At 48.6% G+C, this 17,225-nt stretch carries 17 protein-coding genes; 7 read left to right on the top strand and 10 right to left on the bottom strand.

Translation table 11 applies throughout. The features are described 5' to 3' along the window. Window positions 1-97 precede the first annotated feature (97 nt). The 3 genes from RT52_RS05340 to RT52_RS15990 all read left to right on the top strand — a co-directional run bounded on the left by RT52_RS05340 (window position 98) and on the right by RT52_RS15990 (window position 2,505). Window positions 98-649 (top strand): hypothetical protein, encoded by a 552-nt coding sequence (locus RT52_RS05340; protein ID WP_034815653.1) that lies wholly within the window; start codon window positions 98-100, stop codon window positions 647-649. Between the two features lie 95 nt (window positions 650-744). After that, on the top strand, window positions 745-1,944 hold the full coding sequence (locus RT52_RS05335) for an MFS transporter (protein WP_034815651.1): 1,200 nt from the start codon (window positions 745-747) through the stop codon (window positions 1,942-1,944). A gap of 30 nt (window positions 1,945-1,974) precedes the next feature. Then, complete coding sequence (locus tag RT52_RS15990; protein WP_051690280.1) at window positions 1,975-2,505, top strand: helix-turn-helix domain-containing protein; 531 nt, start codon at window positions 1,975-1,977, stop codon at window positions 2,503-2,505. Between the two features lie 36 nt (window positions 2,506-2,541). On the opposite strand, the gene RT52_RS05325 is transcribed toward RT52_RS15990, so the two are convergent. The 9 genes from RT52_RS05325 to RT52_RS05285 all read right to left on the bottom strand — a co-directional run bounded on the left by RT52_RS05325 (window position 2,542) and on the right by RT52_RS05285 (window position 11,709). Beyond that, a complete protein-coding gene (locus RT52_RS05325) occupies window positions 2,542-2,997 on the bottom strand; it encodes a WapI family immunity protein (protein WP_034815650.1) in 456 nt (151 codons plus the stop codon). 2 nt (window positions 2,998-2,999) lie between these two features. Continuing rightward, window positions 3,000-3,440 carry a hypothetical protein gene (locus RT52_RS05320; protein ID WP_162174540.1) on the bottom strand — a complete coding sequence of 147 codons (441 nt, stop codon included), beginning with the start codon at window positions 3,438-3,440 and terminating at the stop codon, window positions 3,000-3,002. Window positions 3,441-3,590: 150 nt separating this feature from the next. Next, complete coding sequence (locus RT52_RS05315; protein ID WP_034815646.1) at window positions 3,591-4,943, bottom strand: GH1 family beta-glucosidase; 1,353 nt, start codon at window positions 4,941-4,943, stop codon at window positions 3,591-3,593. Between the two features lie 21 nt (window positions 4,944-4,964). Continuing rightward, window positions 4,965-5,891, bottom strand: coding sequence for a carbohydrate ABC transporter permease (locus RT52_RS05310; protein WP_209325629.1), 927 nt, complete (start codon window positions 5,889-5,891; stop codon window positions 4,965-4,967). A 3-nt stretch (window positions 5,892-5,894) separates the two neighbouring features. Continuing rightward, entirely contained in the window at window positions 5,895-6,794 is a 900-nt protein-coding gene (locus RT52_RS05305; RefSeq protein ID WP_034815644.1) for a carbohydrate ABC transporter permease, read from the bottom strand. Window positions 6,795-6,859: 65 nt separating this feature from the next. Then, the gene (locus RT52_RS05300) at window positions 6,860-8,173 is read right to left on the bottom strand and encodes an ABC transporter substrate-binding protein (protein ID WP_034815641.1); all 1,314 of its coding nucleotides are present in this window, start codon (window positions 8,171-8,173) and stop codon (window positions 6,860-6,862) included. Between the two features lie 191 nt (window positions 8,174-8,364). Next, the gene (locus RT52_RS05295; protein WP_034815638.1) at window positions 8,365-9,384 is read right to left on the bottom strand and encodes a LacI family DNA-binding transcriptional regulator; all 1,020 of its coding nucleotides are present in this window, start codon (window positions 9,382-9,384) and stop codon (window positions 8,365-8,367) included. Between the two features lie 192 nt (window positions 9,385-9,576). Then, window positions 9,577-10,674, bottom strand: a complete 1,098-nt coding sequence (locus tag RT52_RS05290) for a hypothetical protein (RefSeq protein WP_034815636.1) — start codon at window positions 10,672-10,674, stop codon at window positions 9,577-9,579. Between the two features lie 162 nt (window positions 10,675-10,836). Further along, the gene (locus RT52_RS05285; protein ID WP_034815634.1) at window positions 10,837-11,709 is read right to left on the bottom strand and encodes a TetR/AcrR family transcriptional regulator; all 873 of its coding nucleotides are present in this window, start codon (window positions 11,707-11,709) and stop codon (window positions 10,837-10,839) included. A 154-nt stretch (window positions 11,710-11,863) separates the two neighbouring features. Between RT52_RS05285 and RT52_RS05280 the strand changes: the two genes are divergently transcribed. From RT52_RS05280 to RT52_RS05270, 3 genes are all read left to right on the top strand, one after another. Next, window positions 11,864-13,357 (top strand): DHA2 family efflux MFS transporter permease subunit, encoded by a 1,494-nt coding sequence (locus tag RT52_RS05280; protein WP_156028782.1) that lies wholly within the window; start codon window positions 11,864-11,866, stop codon window positions 13,355-13,357. Window positions 13,358-13,617: 260 nt separating this feature from the next. Then, a complete protein-coding gene (locus tag RT52_RS05275; RefSeq protein ID WP_034815632.1) occupies window positions 13,618-14,238 on the top strand; it encodes a glucosaminidase domain-containing protein in 621 nt (206 codons plus the stop codon). 193 nt (window positions 14,239-14,431) lie between these two features. Beyond that, on the top strand, window positions 14,432-15,043 hold the full coding sequence (locus RT52_RS05270) for a class I SAM-dependent methyltransferase (RefSeq protein ID WP_034815630.1): 612 nt from the start codon (window positions 14,432-14,434) through the stop codon (window positions 15,041-15,043). A gap of 176 nt (window positions 15,044-15,219) precedes the next feature. Here RT52_RS05270 and RT52_RS16320 read toward each other — a convergent pair whose 3' ends face one another. After that, window positions 15,220-15,384, bottom strand: a complete 165-nt coding sequence (locus RT52_RS16320) for a sensor histidine kinase (protein WP_260577706.1) — start codon at window positions 15,382-15,384, stop codon at window positions 15,220-15,222. A gap of 285 nt (window positions 15,385-15,669) precedes the next feature. Here RT52_RS16320 and RT52_RS05265 point away from each other — a divergent pair, with 285 nt between their 5' ends. Further along, the gene (locus tag RT52_RS05265) at window positions 15,670-17,172 is read left to right on the top strand and encodes a phytoene desaturase family protein (RefSeq protein ID WP_034815628.1); all 1,503 of its coding nucleotides are present in this window, start codon (window positions 15,670-15,672) and stop codon (window positions 17,170-17,172) included. The last annotated feature ends 53 nt before the right edge of the window (window positions 17,173-17,225 follow it).

Raw genomic sequence — 17,225 nt, 5'->3', positions numbered from 1 at the left:
AATCAATCATCCCGTATGCGATGTTGATCGGCGTTGCATTACATATGGTCTTTCTCGTAAGTGCGTTCATCGCACTGGGACGTTATCGGGCGCAATCATGAAATCATTTTTACAGTCAGGAGGGATTGTTGGAGGGCTCCTCGCCCTGCTCGTCCTTCCTTTGTTTGTATTAGATATCGGACTCATTTGGTTGTTGCAAGATCAAATGCCCGCATCGCTCACACTGTTTCTCGCCTTGAGTTGCTTTTACGGGATGTCATTCGCCTTCGGCTTTCTCGTCGACGGTCTCGTCGCTGTCTTTTCTTCCGTGCACACGGTCTACCCGTTCTGGCGTGCCGTCGCCCATCTTGTGACGAGTGCAGGGAGTTTATACGGTGTGACGTGGGTATTCCCGGATTTCGTATTATCGCCGCTCACGATAAGTACGATTGTCGTCGTACATTGGCTCGGGGCACAACTTTGGCTTCGAAGCGATTCGGCGGACGAAACGAAAACTTCGCCAAACGATGCACTCGATGATCAAATTATTCAGTTATTACGGACCACAACTTTTCCCGACTGTGTCAAGATTGTTCAACGACAGCATCCAGATGTACCGAAACTCGAGATTTTACATCGGATTCGTCGTCTTAACCGTCAAACCGAGTAAGCTGTTCGCATGAGGGATAAAATCATTTCCAATCCACTATTTACAAACTTAATTTTATCGTTTAAATTTATTTTAACGATAAAGGAGGTTTTTTTATGTGGAATCGAAATAGTGCCTTGTTGTTTGGCGGACGATTGTTATCCAACATCGGAGATAGTTTGTATCAAGTCGCAGTCATTTGGTATATCTTCACATTGACCGAAAACACATTTTACACAGGTGTCGCAACAGCCGTGGTGATGATCCCCAAAATTTTAAATGTATTGTTCGGTCCTGTGATTGAACGAATGAACAAATCACGCGTACTCGTCCATTCACAGTTCATTCAGTTCGTACTCATGTTGATGATTCCACTTGCTCTATATCTTGGTTATGAATCGGTATATCTCGTAATCACCATCATGTTCCTTGTTTCTTTTTTAGAAAATATCGAAGGGACAGCTGAGATCGCACTCATGCCAACCGTTGTCGCGCGTGAACATCGCGGGAAATTCAACTCGAGAATCGGTGTCGGACTCCAACTCATCGATTTATCGATGAAAGGACTCTTTGCAACAGCCATTCTTTTCTTTGGTATCGAACACATCTATTTATTCAATGCTTTCACTTATCTCCTTGCCGCCCTTTTATTTAGTTTGATTCGCGTTCCGTTCACAGTAACCCCAAGCACAAATTTACAAGGCTCCTCCTATCGTAAAGAATTAAACGAAGGGCTTCATTATTTCTTCACGACCAAAATCGTCGTCATCTGCGCACCGTTCTTACTTGCCAATTTTTGTTTTGGAATCACACAAGCCGTCTTGCCCGCTTATGCAGCAAGTAAAGGCGGTGGCGAGTATTATGCGCTCATGCTTATGGCCATTACGATTGGAAACTTGATTGGGACGATATTTGTATTACGCATTATGCATTATCCACTTGGTCGTCTGCTCATTGTCTTACCGTTTCTTTCAAGTTGTTTGTGGATGAGCTCCGTTTTTTTACTTTCTCCCCTCGCCTCTATCCTCGTTCTTGGGCTGGCATTCATCCCGTTCGGTATGATGAGTATTTTGCTCATCACGTTTCTCCAGGTCTCAATCGCCGAGCATTTGCTCGCCCGTGTATCCTCGACGTTAGACAGTTTTTTAGTGGCAGCACTCCCGCTCGGTGCACTCCTCGGTGGGATGTTACCCCAAATAGTTGGTGTAGAGTGGACGATGTTTAGTAGCGCGCTTGGACTGACCGCGATCTCGTTTTACTTTGCTATGAATAAAGAAAATCGTGACCTGCCTACAATCGAAGAAATCAGCGTATAATAAAACTGATAACTGGTCAGGAGGTTTCGTATGAAAGAAATCCAAGAAATCGGCAAGCTTTTGTTTGACGAGAAGACGTTTCAGATTCTTGAGCATACTAAGCAAGAGCCACGAAATACGAAAGAAATCGCCAAGTTAATGAAACAACCAACGGCGAACTTATATTATCCAATCAAAAAATTAATCGAGATTGATGCATTGCGTATCGAACGACAAGAACAAGTAAAAAATATCCTCGAAAATTACTATTCAAGCCGCCACTTATACACCGACGATAAACTTGCCATTGAAGGTGATTTCTTAACATCTAACTTGAATCATGTGCTTCAATGGTATTTCGTCCAAGTTCATCAAACCGCACAAGCCTTGAAGCGAGATGTTATTGAACAAGACGAAGGAACGGCCGAAATCGGCTACGCAACGAAAACACTGACACATGCGCAATGGAAAGAGTTAAATCGACAAATTAGACACGTGATTCACAACTACGAGCCCGAAGCGTCATCGGATGAAGCAACCGACTATCAATTTTTAATTTCAAGCCATAAAACAAACGCATGAAAACACCCATCTGTCATGTTTCGACAGATGGGTGTTTTATGTGAGGGAACCCCGTATTGGGAACTCACTTGCGATTTCTCGTAACCCTTGTAAGAACTGCTCCACTTCTAAGACAGACGTCTCAAATGCAAAGTCGAGCGCTTCAGTCTCGTCACCAAGCGAATGTTCAAGATGACCTCGAACGTCCACTTCATCTCCACTCAAGTCCCGTCGCGTCAACGTCAAGCTGACAAACGGTTCTGTCGGCGTAAACTCAACTTGTCGCACGTCACCGGCCACAAACGATTCGAACGTCGGTATACAGTGCGCGACGAGTAGACTGTCGAGCATGATGTCATCGAATGTGATGCGGTGCTCCGGCGCGTGGAAGCCGACCCAATTCCGATGCCACGCCGCGTCATGGATGTTGTCGGCTTCTTCATACGCGTACGCATAACTCTCGATTGAAAGATCGGTCACTCCGTCACGCGACGCCAGTTTTGTAAGGGCCATCGTCAACCGTCCTTCCGGAGCGAATAGCCGTCAATCTCTAATAGGCGCATCCGTTTCTGGTCGACGGCCGCATGGACGATGACCGTCACCCCTGGATTGAGTTGCATCATCTTCCTGATTTTCGTCAAGTCGTCCCCTTTAATCTCGACCGGTAAGACGAACTCGCCTTCCTTCAAATGGACGAACTTGATTTTTCCTTTGTCGTCATAGCCTGTCACTTCGTATGTCGCATACTCGCGTTTCATTAACATCTCTCCTTCTTCTGAATCGATTTCCACATCGAGACGACGAACGTCCCGTTCTCGCTCGATTTGTTTATCACGTGCAATCAGTCCTTTCACCCCGAGAAACGAGGAGAACAAGACAAATACGATAACGAGGACGTCAAAATGGACGAACCCATAGAGCAACCCGTATAGGAACCAGCACAACAATGACATCATCATGAGCGACGTCGTCTTTTCCTGTGATTCGTTCTATGGTCTAACGCCATCATCCGTCCTCCTCTCCCTACTTCTTACGTTCCCTGCCCGAGTTGGTTCCACACAAAAACAGCCAATCCCTGTAGCGGCAGGAACTGGCTGTTTAAGTTATTATGCTTCGACGCTGTCTGCGTATTTCGCTTTATGGTCGGCGATGACGTCGGCGTACCATTTCGCGCTGTCTTTCCACACACGGTCTTGCGTCTCGAAGTCGATGTAGAGAATGCCGAAGCGTTTCTCGTAACCGAAGCTCCATTCGAAGTTGTCCATGAGCGACCAGAGATAGTACCCTGAGATGTTCATGCCTTCGTCGTTCAAGTCAGACACGGCAGTGAGGTGCTTTTGGACGTAGTCGATGCGTTTCACGTCATGGACTTCGCCGTTCTCGAGCACGTCGTCATACGCCGCGCCGTTCTCTGTGATGATGATTGGAAGGTCTGTGTACTCGTTACGTAGGCGACGGATCAGGTCTTTGAACTCGTTCGGGGCGATATCCCAGCCCATGCCCGTCTTCTCGTAATCGGAGTACGCAGCCACTGTCATGAAGTCATTCGCCGCGCTGAACTCGACGAGTCCGCGGCTATAGAAGTTGATACCGAAGAAGTCGCACTCTGTCGAGATTGTCTCCATGTCGCCCGGTTTGATGAAGTCGTACGTGTGCACGTACTTCGCGAACAAGTTCATCATATCGACCGGATACTGGCCTTTGAACACCGGGTCGAGGAACCAGCGATTCGAGTAGCCGTCCGAGTTGTTTTGCGCGAGACGGTCGTTCACCGAGTCCGTCTTCGCATAGACCGGCGACAAGTTGAGCGTGATACCGATCGGCGTCGTCGACTTCAACTCCTGTTTCAACAGTTCGACCGCTTTCCCGTGTGAAAGCAGCATATGATGAACGGCGCGGACCGCTTCGTTCAAGTCGCGGTGACCCGGCGCGTGGACGCCGAGGTGGTAGCCGAGGAAGCCGGCACACCACGGCTCGTTGTGTGTGATCCATGAGTCGACGACATCGTCGAGCTCATCGAAGCACACTTTGGCGTAGTCGAGGAACCAGTCGACCGAGTCGCGATTCACCCAGCCGCCTTCTTCATGTGCCCACATCGGGAGGTCCCAATGGTAGAGCGTGACGGCCGGTTTGATGCCTTCCTCACGGAGACGTGTCGCGAGCGTCTTGTAGAACGCCATCCCAGCCGGGTTGAACTCCCCCTTCGCCGGGAAGATGCGCGGCCAAGCGATCGAGAAACGGTACGTGTCGACACCGAGCTGTTTGATGTGCTGGATGTCTTCTTCGAAGCGGTGGTAATGATCGCAAGCGACGTCCCCGTTATGCTTCTCGAACACGCGTCCGTCGATGTCACAGAACATGTCCCAAATCGACGGCGTCCGTCCGTCTTCGTTGTGCGCACCTTCGATTTGATACGAAGATGTCGCCGTTCCGAAGACGAAGTCTTTATTAAATTGCATAGTGTTTTCCTCTTTTCTCTATTATTCTTTGACCGCGCCAGCCGAAATACTGCTGACGATATACTTCGACATGAACAAGAAGGCGATCATAATCGGCACGACCGAGATGGCGATACCGAGATACAAGGCACCGAGGTTCTCGGCGACTTGTGAACCTTTCAAGAAGCCCATGAGGACCGGGAGCGTGTACTTCTCTGGTGAGAACAAGAGTACGAGCGGCATCAAGTAGTTGTTCCATGAGCCGATGAACGTGAAGATCGACATCGTGGCGACGGCCGGCATCATCATCGGGAGTGCGATCGTATGGAAGATGCGAAGCTCACTCGCGCCGTCAATCCGGGCCGCTTCAATCATACTGACGTGAAGCGTCGCCTGCGTGTACTGGCGGATGAAGAAGACGACGAACGGACTCGCGATCGACGGGATGATGAGCGGGATGAACGAGTCGAGAATTCCGAGTGTCTTCGAAATCTCGTAGAATCCGATCAAACCGAGCTGTCCTGGTACCATCATCATGACGAGCATGAAGATGAACATCGCGTTTTTGCCTTTGAACTCATAGAACGCGAAGCCGAACGCGGTCATCGCCGAGAAGTAACCGGAGAGCAACGTGACGAGCACGGCGATAATCAAACTGTTTTTGAAGCCGGTCCAAATGTTGATGTAGTCGCTTAAAATCGCATAGTTGTCGATAAGCGCCGTACCCGGGATGAGGGAGAAACCAGACATGATTTCTCCGTTCGTCCGCGTCGCGTTGACGAGCATCATGAGGAACGGGATGAAACAGACGATCGTCAAGACGATCAACCCGGTGTAAATGACACCGCGGCTAAAGATTTTTTTCTTTTGCTTTTGTTTCGGTGGCTCCACGCGAAGCGGTTTCTCTTCACGCGGCGGCTGTACTTCGCTGTCGGCGAGCATACGCCGTGTTTCTGCATTCTGTTCCATTGCTTATGCTCCCTTCTGCGCAGCGCGCTCTTTACGGAACATGCCTTTGAAGACGACCGCCGAGAAGACGAGCGTGATCAAGAACAAGCCGTAAGCGACCGCTGCCGCATAGCCATAGTTGTTATACTTGAACGCTTGGTTGTACAGGTAAAGGACCATCGTGTTAAGTGAGCCGTCCGGTGCACCGATTCCGTCCGTCAAGAGGAGCGGAAGATCGAACAATTGAAGGCCGCCGATGAGCGACGTGATCATGATGTACAAGAGAATTGGTTTGAGTAATGGTAACGTGACATACGTGAACATTTGCCAACGGTTCGCGCCATCGATATGGGCGGCTTCGAAGAAGTCTTTTGAGATACCCGATACGCCGGCCATGACGATGATGAACGAGTGACCGAACCACATCCATGTCAAGATGAGCGAGACGGACAGTTGTGCCGTCACCGGTTGCGATAGCCAGTTGATTGGGTCTGAGATGATTCCGATTTTGAGAAGAATCATGTTGAGTGAACCGTGCTGCCAGTCGAGCAAGATTCCGAACAAGAGCGCGACCGAACTGATTGTGATCAAGTTAGGCAGATAAAAGAACGAGCGGAAGAACGCGAGTCCTTTGAGCTTCAATCGAAGGTCAGAGAACAAGAGTGCCAGTGCCAATGCAAGACCGATCTGTAAGGCGAAGTTTACTCCCCAAATCTTGATCGTATTGACGAACGCCTCGATGAAGAACGTATCCGTCAACAAACGCGCGTAGTTCGCGAAGCCGACGATTTCTTCTCCTGGGCTGCCGGTATAGTTGGTGAAACTGTAATACAGGGTCAAGAAGACCGGGTAGATACTGAATGTCAAAAAGACGACCCAAAACGGGGCAATAAAGGCATAGCCATAGCGGTCTAGTTTTTTCACGTCGTGTTACTCCTTCCATAGCAACCCTTAGGGGGGAGGGTCGTCCCCCCAAGGATTAGCTGGCTTCAGTCAACTTGGATATCTGGGTAAGCGTTTTTCGCTTGTTTCTTGAATTCGGCAATCGCTTCTTCTTTCGTCTTCTTGCCTTCCACGTATTGGAGGACCGAAGCGCCGTAAAGCGTGTCGAGCTGTTGATCGTACTTCGTGACGATACCTGGTGTGATTTCATCCGCTTGGCCAAGGAAGAACTCGTAGTTGTTCTGTCCGCCGAGGAACTCATCGCTGAAGTCGTCTTTGATTTTGTCTGTTACTGGTTTGAAGGCAAGAACGTCGCCTGTCTCTTCAGCCCAGTCCGTCAAGAACTCTTCGTCTTGTGTCATGAGTTTGACGAAGTCGTAAGCGGCTTCTTTGTTTTTCGATCCTTCGTACACACCGAGCCATGTGCCGCCCCAGAAGTACGGGCTTGGGCCGTTTGTGACTGCCCAGTCGCCGGCTGTGTCTTTCGCGCTGTCTTTCAAGACGCTGTGAAGGCCCCATGTCGGAAGGACGTATGAGAAGACTTGTGTTTCTGTCTCTGTGCCGCCTTCTTTCACTTTGATTGGTTTCGACATACCTTCGAACCAAGATGGTGACCATTCAGGAGCGAGTGCCGTGTACTGCTTGTCACGAAGCTCTTTCGCGTAGTCCATGTAGTTGATCTTGTCTTCTGTCAACACGAGTTCGTTGTTTTCGTTTACCCATGCTTCTGGGTTCGCGCCTTGTGAGAACCAACGGATCGCGCCTTCGTCTGGGAACATTTTGTAGCCTTTTTCTTTCATCTTCTCAGCGACTTCGAAGACGCCGTCCATCGAGCTCATCATGTTTCCGATTTCAGCCGGATCGTCCGTGCCGAGCACTTCTTTCGCTAAGCTACGTTTGTAGTAGACGCCACCTGGTGTCGTTTGCCATGAAAGAGCGCGCACATTGCCTTCTGAGTCTTTCCCGAGGTCGAAGACGTAAGGGATGTAGTCGTCAGCGATTTCGTTGACGTTGTATGGCTCGTCCGAGAGGTTTTCCCAATAGCCTGCATCTACCCATTGCTTGAGGAAGGCGATTTCACCTGTGAATACGTCAGGTGCTCCGACGCCGCTCTCGAGTGCTGGCTTCAATTTTGTCGGATAGTCGGCGATTGGCACGATTGTCAATTCAACTTTGACACCGTTACGCTCTTCGTATGTTTTGATTGGTTCTTTCAACTCATCTGTGAACGACCAAACTTTGAGGACGTCGTCTTTCGAGCCTGAAGTAGAACCTGAAGTTCCTTCGTCGTTTGAGCATGCGCCCAAGACGCCGACTGAAAGTGCACCGATTGAAAGTAAGCTGACTAATTTTTTACGCATGTGTAAGTCCCATCCTTTTTAAGGTTTTTAGAAAGCGTTTGCAAGAAGAGGTAAATAATTGTCGAAAGCGCTTTCGGTTTGGTTGAAATAAATAATCGAAAGCGGTTTCGATTTTTAGTGAATGATGCTTCGAAATCGCTCTCTTCTCTCCATCCCGCTGAAGGGAACAGAGCGACTTCGAAAGATCATCGTCAGTTCTTCACTTGTAATGGCGCGCATGACGCCCGTTCCATCAATTTGACCGGAATGACGCGACGCTCGGTCCGTCGTTCCTTGGCGGTCATTTGTTCAATCAACAGTTCCGCTGCCGCTTCGCCGATTTCGTCCGTATCTTGGCGAATCGTCGTCAGCTTCGGCGTAATGTATTGAACCATTTCGATATCGTCGTATCCGATGACGGAAATGTCTTCCGGCACGCGTAGCCCCCGTTCATGGATGGCTTCAATCGCACCGATGGCCATCTGGTCGCCGGCGACGAATACCGCGGTCGGACGTGACTCGAGGTCGAGCAACTTTTCCATCGCCTGTTTGCCTTCTCCAACCGAGAAGAAACCGGCGTTGACCAAGTACCCGGGTTCAATCGGAAGACCGATCGCCTCCATGGCAAGTTCATACCCTTTCACACGAGCGGCTCCCGCATCAATCGTCTGGTCCCCAGCGATGTGCGCAATTCGAACGTGTCCGAGGTCGTGCAAGTAGTTCACCGCGAGGCGTGCCCCTTCGATGTTGTCGGAATAGACGACGCTACAGTTGGCGCTGTCCATGTCGACGACGACGATTGGGATATCGCTTTGCATGAGCTCTTGAACTTGTTCGTCCATCCGGTCCGAACAGATGACGACGATGCCGTCGACGGCCCGATGTTTGAAGTGTTCCAAGTAACTCATGTCACGGTTGCGCAGGTTTCGCGAGGCGAAGATTAAATCGTAGCCTTGCTCTTCTGTCGCGTGACGAAAACTTTCGATGATGCCGTTGAAGAACGGATGTTTCATCCCGACTTCGTTCGCTTCTGAGAACATGACGCCGATGGCCCACGACTTCTTCGTCGATAACGATTGGGCGTGTGCGTTCGGTAAGTAGTCCATCTCAGCCGCAGCCTGTAAAATCTTGGCCCTCGTTTTATCACTTACGTCTTTATAATTGTTCAACGCTTTAGAGACGGTCGTGATGGAGAAGCCCGTTTTCTTAGCTAAATCATAAATCGTACCCATGTCAGTCTCCTCTTCCCGAAAGCGCTTTCGGTACTTTGATTGTAGCGCATGAATTTGTAGGAATCAATTCTTTTTCGTGGAATATTTTGCGATTCATTTTTATGACGTCTTTCTTCTATATTACTGCATTTGGAAACTTTTTGTCGTTAGTGCGTACACCTAGAAACAATTTAAGATTTGTTCTTTTTCGCTCTATTCTTTAACAGTGATCGTCCAGTCCCCGTCTGCTTTTACAACGAAAACATACGTACTAGAATTCTCAAAAGAAAATCGTTGTGACCCCTCATAGTTACCAATTTCATTTACTAATAAATTTGCTGCATTAACTGTCACCGCAAAATTTGAGCTTCCATTATGCGTTAAAGCTATTTGATAGCTCCCTTGATTGATTTCAAAAAAGATGACATCATCCCCATTACCCTTTAAGTTACCAGGTAAGTTTTCTACATCTAAAGGACGGTATTGCATAATTTTAATGTTCCAATCACCTTGGTTCCCATTTATGTTTAAATAGTAGTCTCCTGTTTCTTCAACCCAAACAAAGCTCTTTCCCTTGTAACTCCCGATTTCATTGACAAGTAAATCTAACATTTGGCCTTGCGAGTCTTGAAGAACAACAGAAAAGTTACCTGAACCATTATACGTACTCTCGATAACAGCGAATCCCTCTTCAAGTGAAATCGCATCTGTCCCCATATCTGTCGATCCACTGATTGTAGTGGTTAGCTCCTCTTGGTTTTTACTCACGTATTCATCTCTTACTTGCTCTATATTTTTATTTGTTGTGACTTCGATAACCGAATTATTATTGTACACGACAACTATGTTCTGTCCATCAATCGTAACTTCATCAATTTTTTGATTATACACGCTGTATCCACGATTAATTTCTAATTCATAAGAATCCATATAATCTTTGTAATTTGACAACGGGTCCTTTGCCTTTACCTCTCGCATGAATTCTTCGAGTGTCGGCTCTATATTATTTTCATCATTATCTGACTCTTCATTTTCACTCAATGATTCATCTTCTTCTACATTTTCTATTTCTTCCGTATTTACGACAATACTTCCTTGCCCAGAATCTGATGCGGTATCTTGCTGATTATTTTCAAGAAGGCCTACAATAAAAGTCAGCCAAACTCCTACTAGAAAAATTGAACCGCCAAGTATCATTGGGAAGAGTGTAATATTTTTTTTGATAAAGTAACGATAAATGGAGATAACACCATAAATAATTCCACCTATCATTAAACCTAGGCTGACTAATGCAAGGATATCCATTACCATAGTTAGACCCTCCTATCTTAAGTTGAAGACGCTTAATCTCTTTATATTCACTTACCCATTTTTCCCATATAGTTCTACTGTTGTTCTAATTTTCATCATTAAAAATAAAGAATCACTCAAATCAATTTGAGTGATTCCTTATTTCATTTCTGCAGTTTAATGTTAGTGCGTACGCGTATATAACCAGACGAGGTTCGTGAATTTTTGGACTTCCGTTTCGCCCGTCACGCCTTTAAAGAGTCGTTGGAACGGCTTCAACAACTGCTCGAGGACAATCTTACGGATCCTTTCGTGATGCAACTCGTACGTGATCGCGTCGAACAGATCCGCCTGCTCCTCGTTCATCTTCACGTGCGTGCGAATCCGTTCGGCCATTTCAATGAGTTCATCTTTCGTGACGAGGTTTTTGTCCGTCGTCCCGCGCATCTGTTCGACGGTTACCGGATTCAATATGTGTTCGTTCGTCTCAATCATACGGGCTGCCATTAACTCCACATAGGTGTATAAGTTTCGGACGAGCTTTTGAATCGAATAGGCCGTGTTCGTAATCCGGAGGGTGAATAAGATGTGCTGCAACATCCCGTTAAAAAGTACCGTCAATTCGACAGAGTACGGCCGAATCTCTTCCCCGATGATTTCGGTCAAGCGCATTGCGAGCCATTCAATCTCATACACACGATGCTGTAAGACGAGTTTCTTTAACTCCGGTTCATTTGCGGACATGATTGACTCGAACAAGGCATGAAGATTACGTTCTTCATTTAATTGGATGAGGATCGAGATTTGTTCGATAAAGACATCCTTGTCACGTTTATCTCGGCCCATCTGCATTTCAATCCGGCGTTGCCCCGCGTCATAGCGCAAGTTTTCAAGGATGTTTGCGACACAGTCTGTCTTCGAGGCGAAATAATTATAAAACGTTCCTTTTGAGATATTAGCTCGCTCAATGATTTCCTGTACCGACGTTTGCTGGACACCATTCTCAATGAATAAGTTCATCGCGACGTCAGCCACTTTTCGTTTCTTATCTTTCATATTTTACGGGCTCCGTTCTGCTTAGTTTGTAGCTTAAGTATACCATTTTGAACTAACGGTTCAAAATGGTTGATTTATTTGTACAATGGGTATAAAATCATCACATCGACACTTACTAGTATATAACTATTCAGAACATAAAGGAGCAACTCGTATGAAACCAGAATTCCAAAAGAAACCGCCATATCTTATGCTCGCGGTTCTGTTCGCAGGGGCGTTCATCGCCTTCTTAAACAACTCATTACTTAACGTCGCGCTCCCGTCCATCATGGTCGACTTAGAGATTGCTGACTATTCGACCGTGCAATGGCTCGCGACCGGCTTTATGCTCGTGACGGGTGTCCTCGTCCCGGCGTCTGCTTATCTGATCACGCGTTTCTCGAACCGGACGCTCTTTATCACTTCGATGGCCATCTTCGCGGCCGGTACAGCCATCGCTGCATTCTCGCCGACGTTCGGCTGGTTGCTCACAGGACGAATGATTCAAGCGGTCGGCGCCTCGACGATGGGGCCGCTCCTCATGAACGTCATGCTCGTCAGTTTCCCGCGTGAAAAACGTGGGACGGCGATGGGAATCTTCGGGCTTGTCATGATTTCAGCGCCAACGATTGGTCCGACACTGTCGGGTTACATCGTCGAGTACTATGACTGGCGCGTCTTGTTCGAAATGATTCTCCCACTCGCCATCATCGGTCTCGCCCTCGCGATTTGGAAAGCAGAGAACGTCATGGTGCAAAACAAAGAACAATCGCTCGACTATTTGTCACTCGTCTTATCCACAATCGGTTTTGGTGGCGTCTTGTATGGTGTCAGTTCGGCAAGTTCTGACGGTTGGGACAACCCGATCGTCTTGACGACCATCATTGTCGGATTGGCAGCTTTAATCGCGTTTGTCATCCGTCAACTCAACATGGAAAAACCACTCCTTGACCTACGGGCATATAAATACCCGATGTTCGCACTCGCATCGATTATTGCGATTGTCAACGCCGTCGCCATGTTCTCCGGAATGATTTTGACACCGGCCTACGTTCAAAGCGTCCGTGGCATCTCGCCGCTCGACTCCGGACTCATGCTCCTCCCAGGGGCCATCATCATGGGTATCATGTCGCCAATCACCGGGAAACTGTTCGATAAGTTCGGACCGAAGTTGCTGTCGATTATCGGTCTCACGATTACAGCCGTTTCGACGTATATGCTCGCTCACGTCCAACTCGATTCGACGTACACGTATATCGTCATGACATATACGCTCCGCATGTTCGGGATGTCGATGGTCATGATGCCCGTCATGACTAATGGTCTCAATCAATTGCCGACGCATCTTAACCCGCACGGGACGGCCATCAACAACACTGCCCAACAAGTTTCGGGTGCGATCGGGACGGCCGTCCTCGTCACCATCATGAACTCAGTTACACGGACAGAAGCCGAATCGCTCATGACCGGCGTCGACCCGGCGACACTCACCGAGAGTGCGATGGGCGCGTTGACGCAGCAAGCACTCCTCTCAGGGATTCAAGTCTCGTTTTATGTCGCCCTCGGCATGAACATTTTGGCGCTCGTCCTCGCCTTCTTCGTGAAGCGGGTCGATGTTCGAAACCTTGATTTCAAAGAAGAAGATCAACAACTTAAAAAAGCGAATTAATGCAATGAAAAGCCGCCCATTAGGACGGCTTTTCTTATGGATTCAAAAACCGCATATCCTCACGGCTCGGCTGTTCGGCATCCATTTTTTCTGGTAAGCTACAATTTCTCGCATGCGTTGCTGTTTTTCCATTCCCACCACCTCGCTACTTTGTACGATGATTTATTGGATTTAGTTCCCTTTTTATTTAAATTTAATATTCTGACTACAAATTATATGGTATTATTTTCATAGTTTGTTCAATCGTTTAGGAGGAATGGATGATGAAAAACTGGCTCGTCACGTGTTTGACTGTCGCGTTACTGTTACTCTCGCCTTTCGTACCACTATCATCAGCAGAAGCCTCATCAAAGAAAGAGAATCGTTCAATCATGGGTTCTTCCACTGTGACGCCTCAACAGATGGCCGACTTCGTGAAACGAAAGAATCCGCATAACGTTCGACTCGAAGGGGTGACGGTCGAGGAGCTGGCGAAGCTATTCATCATCATCGGGGCGAAAGAAGGTGTCCGCGGTGATGTCGCGTTCGCGCAAGCGTTGAAAGAGACTGGCTACTTCAGCTATAAGGGCGATGTTCTGCCGAGACAACATAACTACTCAGGCATCGGCACGGTCGGCAAAGGGGTGAAAGGCCATTTCTTCCGGTCTCCACACCAAGGGGTGACGGCCCAAATTCAACATCTGAAGGCGTACGCCTCCAAGGACGACTTGAACATGACACGTGTCGACCCACGCTTCCATTATGTGAAACGAGGATCGGCGACGACGTGGCCGGCGCTCCATCGTAAATGGGCGATGCAGCCAAAAGGCAACTATGGCACCGAAATCTTATCCATCTATCGGGAGATGGAACGGACACAGCTTCGCGTCGCCAAAAAATGACAGGACATATAGGGGTGAAAGATAGTGACTTGCAATCAAGTACGATTGTTTAGCGGACTCGCGCTTCTCGTGGCGGGCGTCGCTTTACTTCTCAAACGTTAAGCATCCGGGCATCTGCTCAGATGCTTTTTTTGTTCTGCGTATTCACTTCAGATATGATGAAAGAAAGCTGTTGCATAAGGAGGTCATCACCATGTTATGGGATGAGCGGTTCGATACAGAAGAATACGTGTACGGGGAACAACCGAACGAGTTTTTGCGAAGTCAACGACATCTTTTAAGCGATGGGATGCAGGCGCTCGCCATTGCCGAAGGAGAAGGCCGAAACGCCGTCTGGCTTGCTGAACAAGGGCTCGACGTCGAGATGTGGGACTATTCACGTGTCGGTCTCGAGAAAGCGGAACGTTTAGCATTGCGTCGCGGCGTATCGCTCACGACACACCTTGTCGATTTAGCGATAGCGGATTGGCCGGCTGAATCGTTTGACGTCATCGTCTGTATTTTCGGGCACTTCCCGAAAGACGTGCAAACCGCCGTGTTAAAAGGCGTGACGCGCGCGTTGAGACCAGGAGGATTCTTCATGATCGAGGTGTATAGCGAGGCGCAACTCGAGTTTGGAACGGGCGGACCGAAAGACAAGGCACTTCTTTACACGACGGACGCCTTCTCTGTCCTTTCCGACTCGCTCGAGACTCGTCACTTCTTCGACGGAATCGTGGAACGACAAGAAGGACGGCTGCACCAAGGACCGTCCGCTGTCATTCAATATGTCGGGCAAAAACGGGCCGAATCACGCGACATGTGATTCGGCTTATTTTTATTAATGCCCCCGATACTTTCCGAGCGCACGCATATTCAATAAGTAGAGTACGGTCGCATAGATGACGAGTCCAAGTAAATACGGCCAAACCCCGAAGAAACCGCTCCCGTACACTATCACTTCCTTGATGGCGGTCGCCCCGTAAAAAAAATCGGCATGACCTAACTCAAATTGCCGAGTCCATACGGGATGAGATCGAGCGGGATGAGTCGTAACGCTACGATTTTCTGAACGATGGCCATGCCAAACCCCGATTCACCTTGATGCCTTGAAGGGTCTGCTTGATAGAACCGTTCAAAAATGCGATTCATTTGGTCCGGTGTCATCCCGTTGCGTAAGCCGTCTGTTTACGTCAAATCAACGTCTATCGCATAGCTCGCCGATGCGCCGCCCCGACGATCCATTTCCATGTTTTTTTCATTCTGTTGCTCCTCCTTTTGGTTATAGCCTTAGAATAAACAGCAAATTTAAACAAAGTTTAAACAGCACATCCGTCTTTCCAATGTGCTGAAATTGAATGTTCAGAAGTGTGCGTGCAGGGAATAGAGGCAATAGTGGCAAATGAATCAATAAGCGTTTCATAAATCATGTCGGAAAGAGGCGGTACGTGTATGCAGAGCGTGAACAAGTCAGTGATTGTCATCGGTGGGGGGCTAGGCGGGATTTCGGCAGCCATCTCGCTTAAACAAAAAGGCTATGACGTGGCTTTATATGAAAAGAACGACCATATCGGCGGGAAAGTGAACCGTCTCGAACAAGACGGGTTCGGGTTCGACCTCGGCCCGTCGATTTTGACGATGCCGCAAATTTTTGAGAAGTTGTTCACCGGGAGCGGCAAACGGATGGAAGACTACGTGCCGATTAAGCGGTTAGACTTGGAGTGGCGTTCGTTCTTCCCGGACGGAACGGTGCTCGACTTGTATCACGATCTCGACGTGATGGCGAACGCGAACCCGTCGCTGTCGAAGAAAGACATGAAAGAATATCGCAAGCTATTGAACTATGCCGAGCGCATCTATAACACGACAGAGCGCAGTTACTTAAAGGATGGGTTTGAGTCGCCGTTCGAGGCGGTCACGCAAATCGGTCCGATTGCGACGCTCATGGGCTTTGATTTGGCGTCGACGATGTACAGCGCCATCTCGAAACGAATCAGCAACCCGCACCTCCGGACGATGCTGTCGTATTATGTCAAATACGTCGGGTCATCGCCATATAGCGCCCCGGCCGTTCTCAATATGATGATTTACATGCAGCACGCGCAAGGATGTTGGTACGTCGAAGGTGGCACACATAAGCTCGCCGAAGGTTTGACAACACTCGCCGAAGAGATTGGCGTGAAGCTAAACACCGGACAAGGCGTCGTTCGGGCGCATACGCTCAACGGGAACATCTCGGCGATCGAGCTCGAGGACGGACGACTCCGCTCTGCCGATTACTACGTTTCGAACATGGAAGTCATCCCGTTCTATCAAAAGATGGTCGATGTCGAAGAGGCGTTCGTCGACAAACTCGTCGATAAATACGAACCGGCCAGCTCCGGCTTCGTACTCCATCTCGGCGTCAAAAAAGAATTCCCGGCACTCGCACACCACAACTTCTTCTTCTCAGAAAACTTGCAGGAACAGATGGAGAAGATTTTCGACAAACACGAGTTGCCTGACGACCCGACAATCTATTTGGTGAACGTCAACAAGACCGACCCGACCCAAGCACCGGCGGGACATGAGAACATTAAAATCTTGCCGCACATCCCGTACATTCAAGAAGACCCGTTCACCGAGGCCGATTACGCGGCGTTTGAGGAACGGGTGCTCGATAAGCTCGAACGGATGGGGATGGATGGTCTTCGGGACAACATCGTCACGCGAAACGTCTGGACGCCGCACGACATCGAGCGCATGTACGGGTCAGACCGTGGTGCGATTTACGGGACCGTGTCGGACAAAAACCAGAACGGCGGATTCAAGCATAAGAAGAAAAGTGAACTGTATGAGAATCTGTACTTCGTCGGCGGCACGGTCAATCCGGGCAGCGGGATGCCGATGGTCACGCTCAGCGGCCAACAAGTGAGCGATAAGATCGCGAAGCGCGACGGTGTGATGACACGATAATCGAGCCATAACCCTTTGGAGCAGCGTGTTGCTGTTCCAAAGGGTTTTTTTTG

This window comes from Exiguobacterium alkaliphilum 12/1 (assembly GCF_000714435.1).
Classification (GTDB): Bacteria; Bacillota; Bacilli; order Exiguobacteriales; family Exiguobacteriaceae; genus Exiguobacterium; species Exiguobacterium alkaliphilum.
This window is presented reverse-complemented; position numbering and strand designations above follow the sequence as displayed.

Coding starts and splice junctions, on each gene's coding strand:
- RT52_RS05315 (WP_034815646.1), bottom strand. CDS start 4,943: ATGCAATTTAATAAAGACTTCGTCTTCGGAACGGCGACATCTTCGTAT.
- RT52_RS05325 (WP_034815650.1), bottom strand. CDS start 2,997: ATGGCCCTTACAAAACTGGCGTCGCGTGACGGAGTGACCGATCTTTCA.
- RT52_RS16320 (WP_260577706.1), bottom strand. CDS start 15,384: ATGACACCGGACCAAATGAATCGCATTTTTGAACGGTTCTATCAAGCA.
- RT52_RS15990 (WP_051690280.1), top strand. CDS start 1,975: ATGAAAGAAATCCAAGAAATCGGCAAGCTTTTGTTTGACGAGAAGACG.
- RT52_RS05295 (WP_034815638.1), bottom strand. CDS start 9,384: ATGGGTACGATTTATGATTTAGCTAAGAAAACGGGCTTCTCCATCACG.
- RT52_RS05300 (WP_034815641.1), bottom strand. CDS start 8,173: ATGCGTAAAAAATTAGTCAGCTTACTTTCAATCGGTGCACTTTCAGTC.
- RT52_RS05280 (WP_156028782.1), top strand. CDS start 11,864: ATGAAACCAGAATTCCAAAAGAAACCGCCATATCTTATGCTCGCGGTT.
- RT52_RS05275 (WP_034815632.1), top strand. CDS start 13,618: ATGATGAAAAACTGGCTCGTCACGTGTTTGACTGTCGCGTTACTGTTA.
- RT52_RS05290 (WP_034815636.1), bottom strand. CDS start 10,674: ATGGTAATGGATATCCTTGCATTAGTCAGCCTAGGTTTAATGATAGGT.
- RT52_RS05320 (WP_162174540.1), bottom strand. CDS start 3,440: ATGATGTCATTGTTGTGCTGGTTCCTATACGGGTTGCTCTATGGGTTC.
- RT52_RS05270 (WP_034815630.1), top strand. CDS start 14,432: ATGTTATGGGATGAGCGGTTCGATACAGAAGAATACGTGTACGGGGAA.
- RT52_RS05310 (WP_209325629.1), bottom strand. CDS start 5,891: ATGGAACAGAATGCAGAAACACGGCGTATGCTCGCCGACAGCGAAGTA.
- RT52_RS05265 (WP_034815628.1), top strand. CDS start 15,670: ATGCAGAGCGTGAACAAGTCAGTGATTGTCATCGGTGGGGGGCTAGGC.
- RT52_RS05335 (WP_034815651.1), top strand. CDS start 745: ATGTGGAATCGAAATAGTGCCTTGTTGTTTGGCGGACGATTGTTATCC.
- RT52_RS05340 (WP_034815653.1), top strand. CDS start 98: ATGAAATCATTTTTACAGTCAGGAGGGATTGTTGGAGGGCTCCTCGCC.
- RT52_RS05285 (WP_034815634.1), bottom strand. CDS start 11,709: ATGAAAGATAAGAAACGAAAAGTGGCTGACGTCGCGATGAACTTATTC.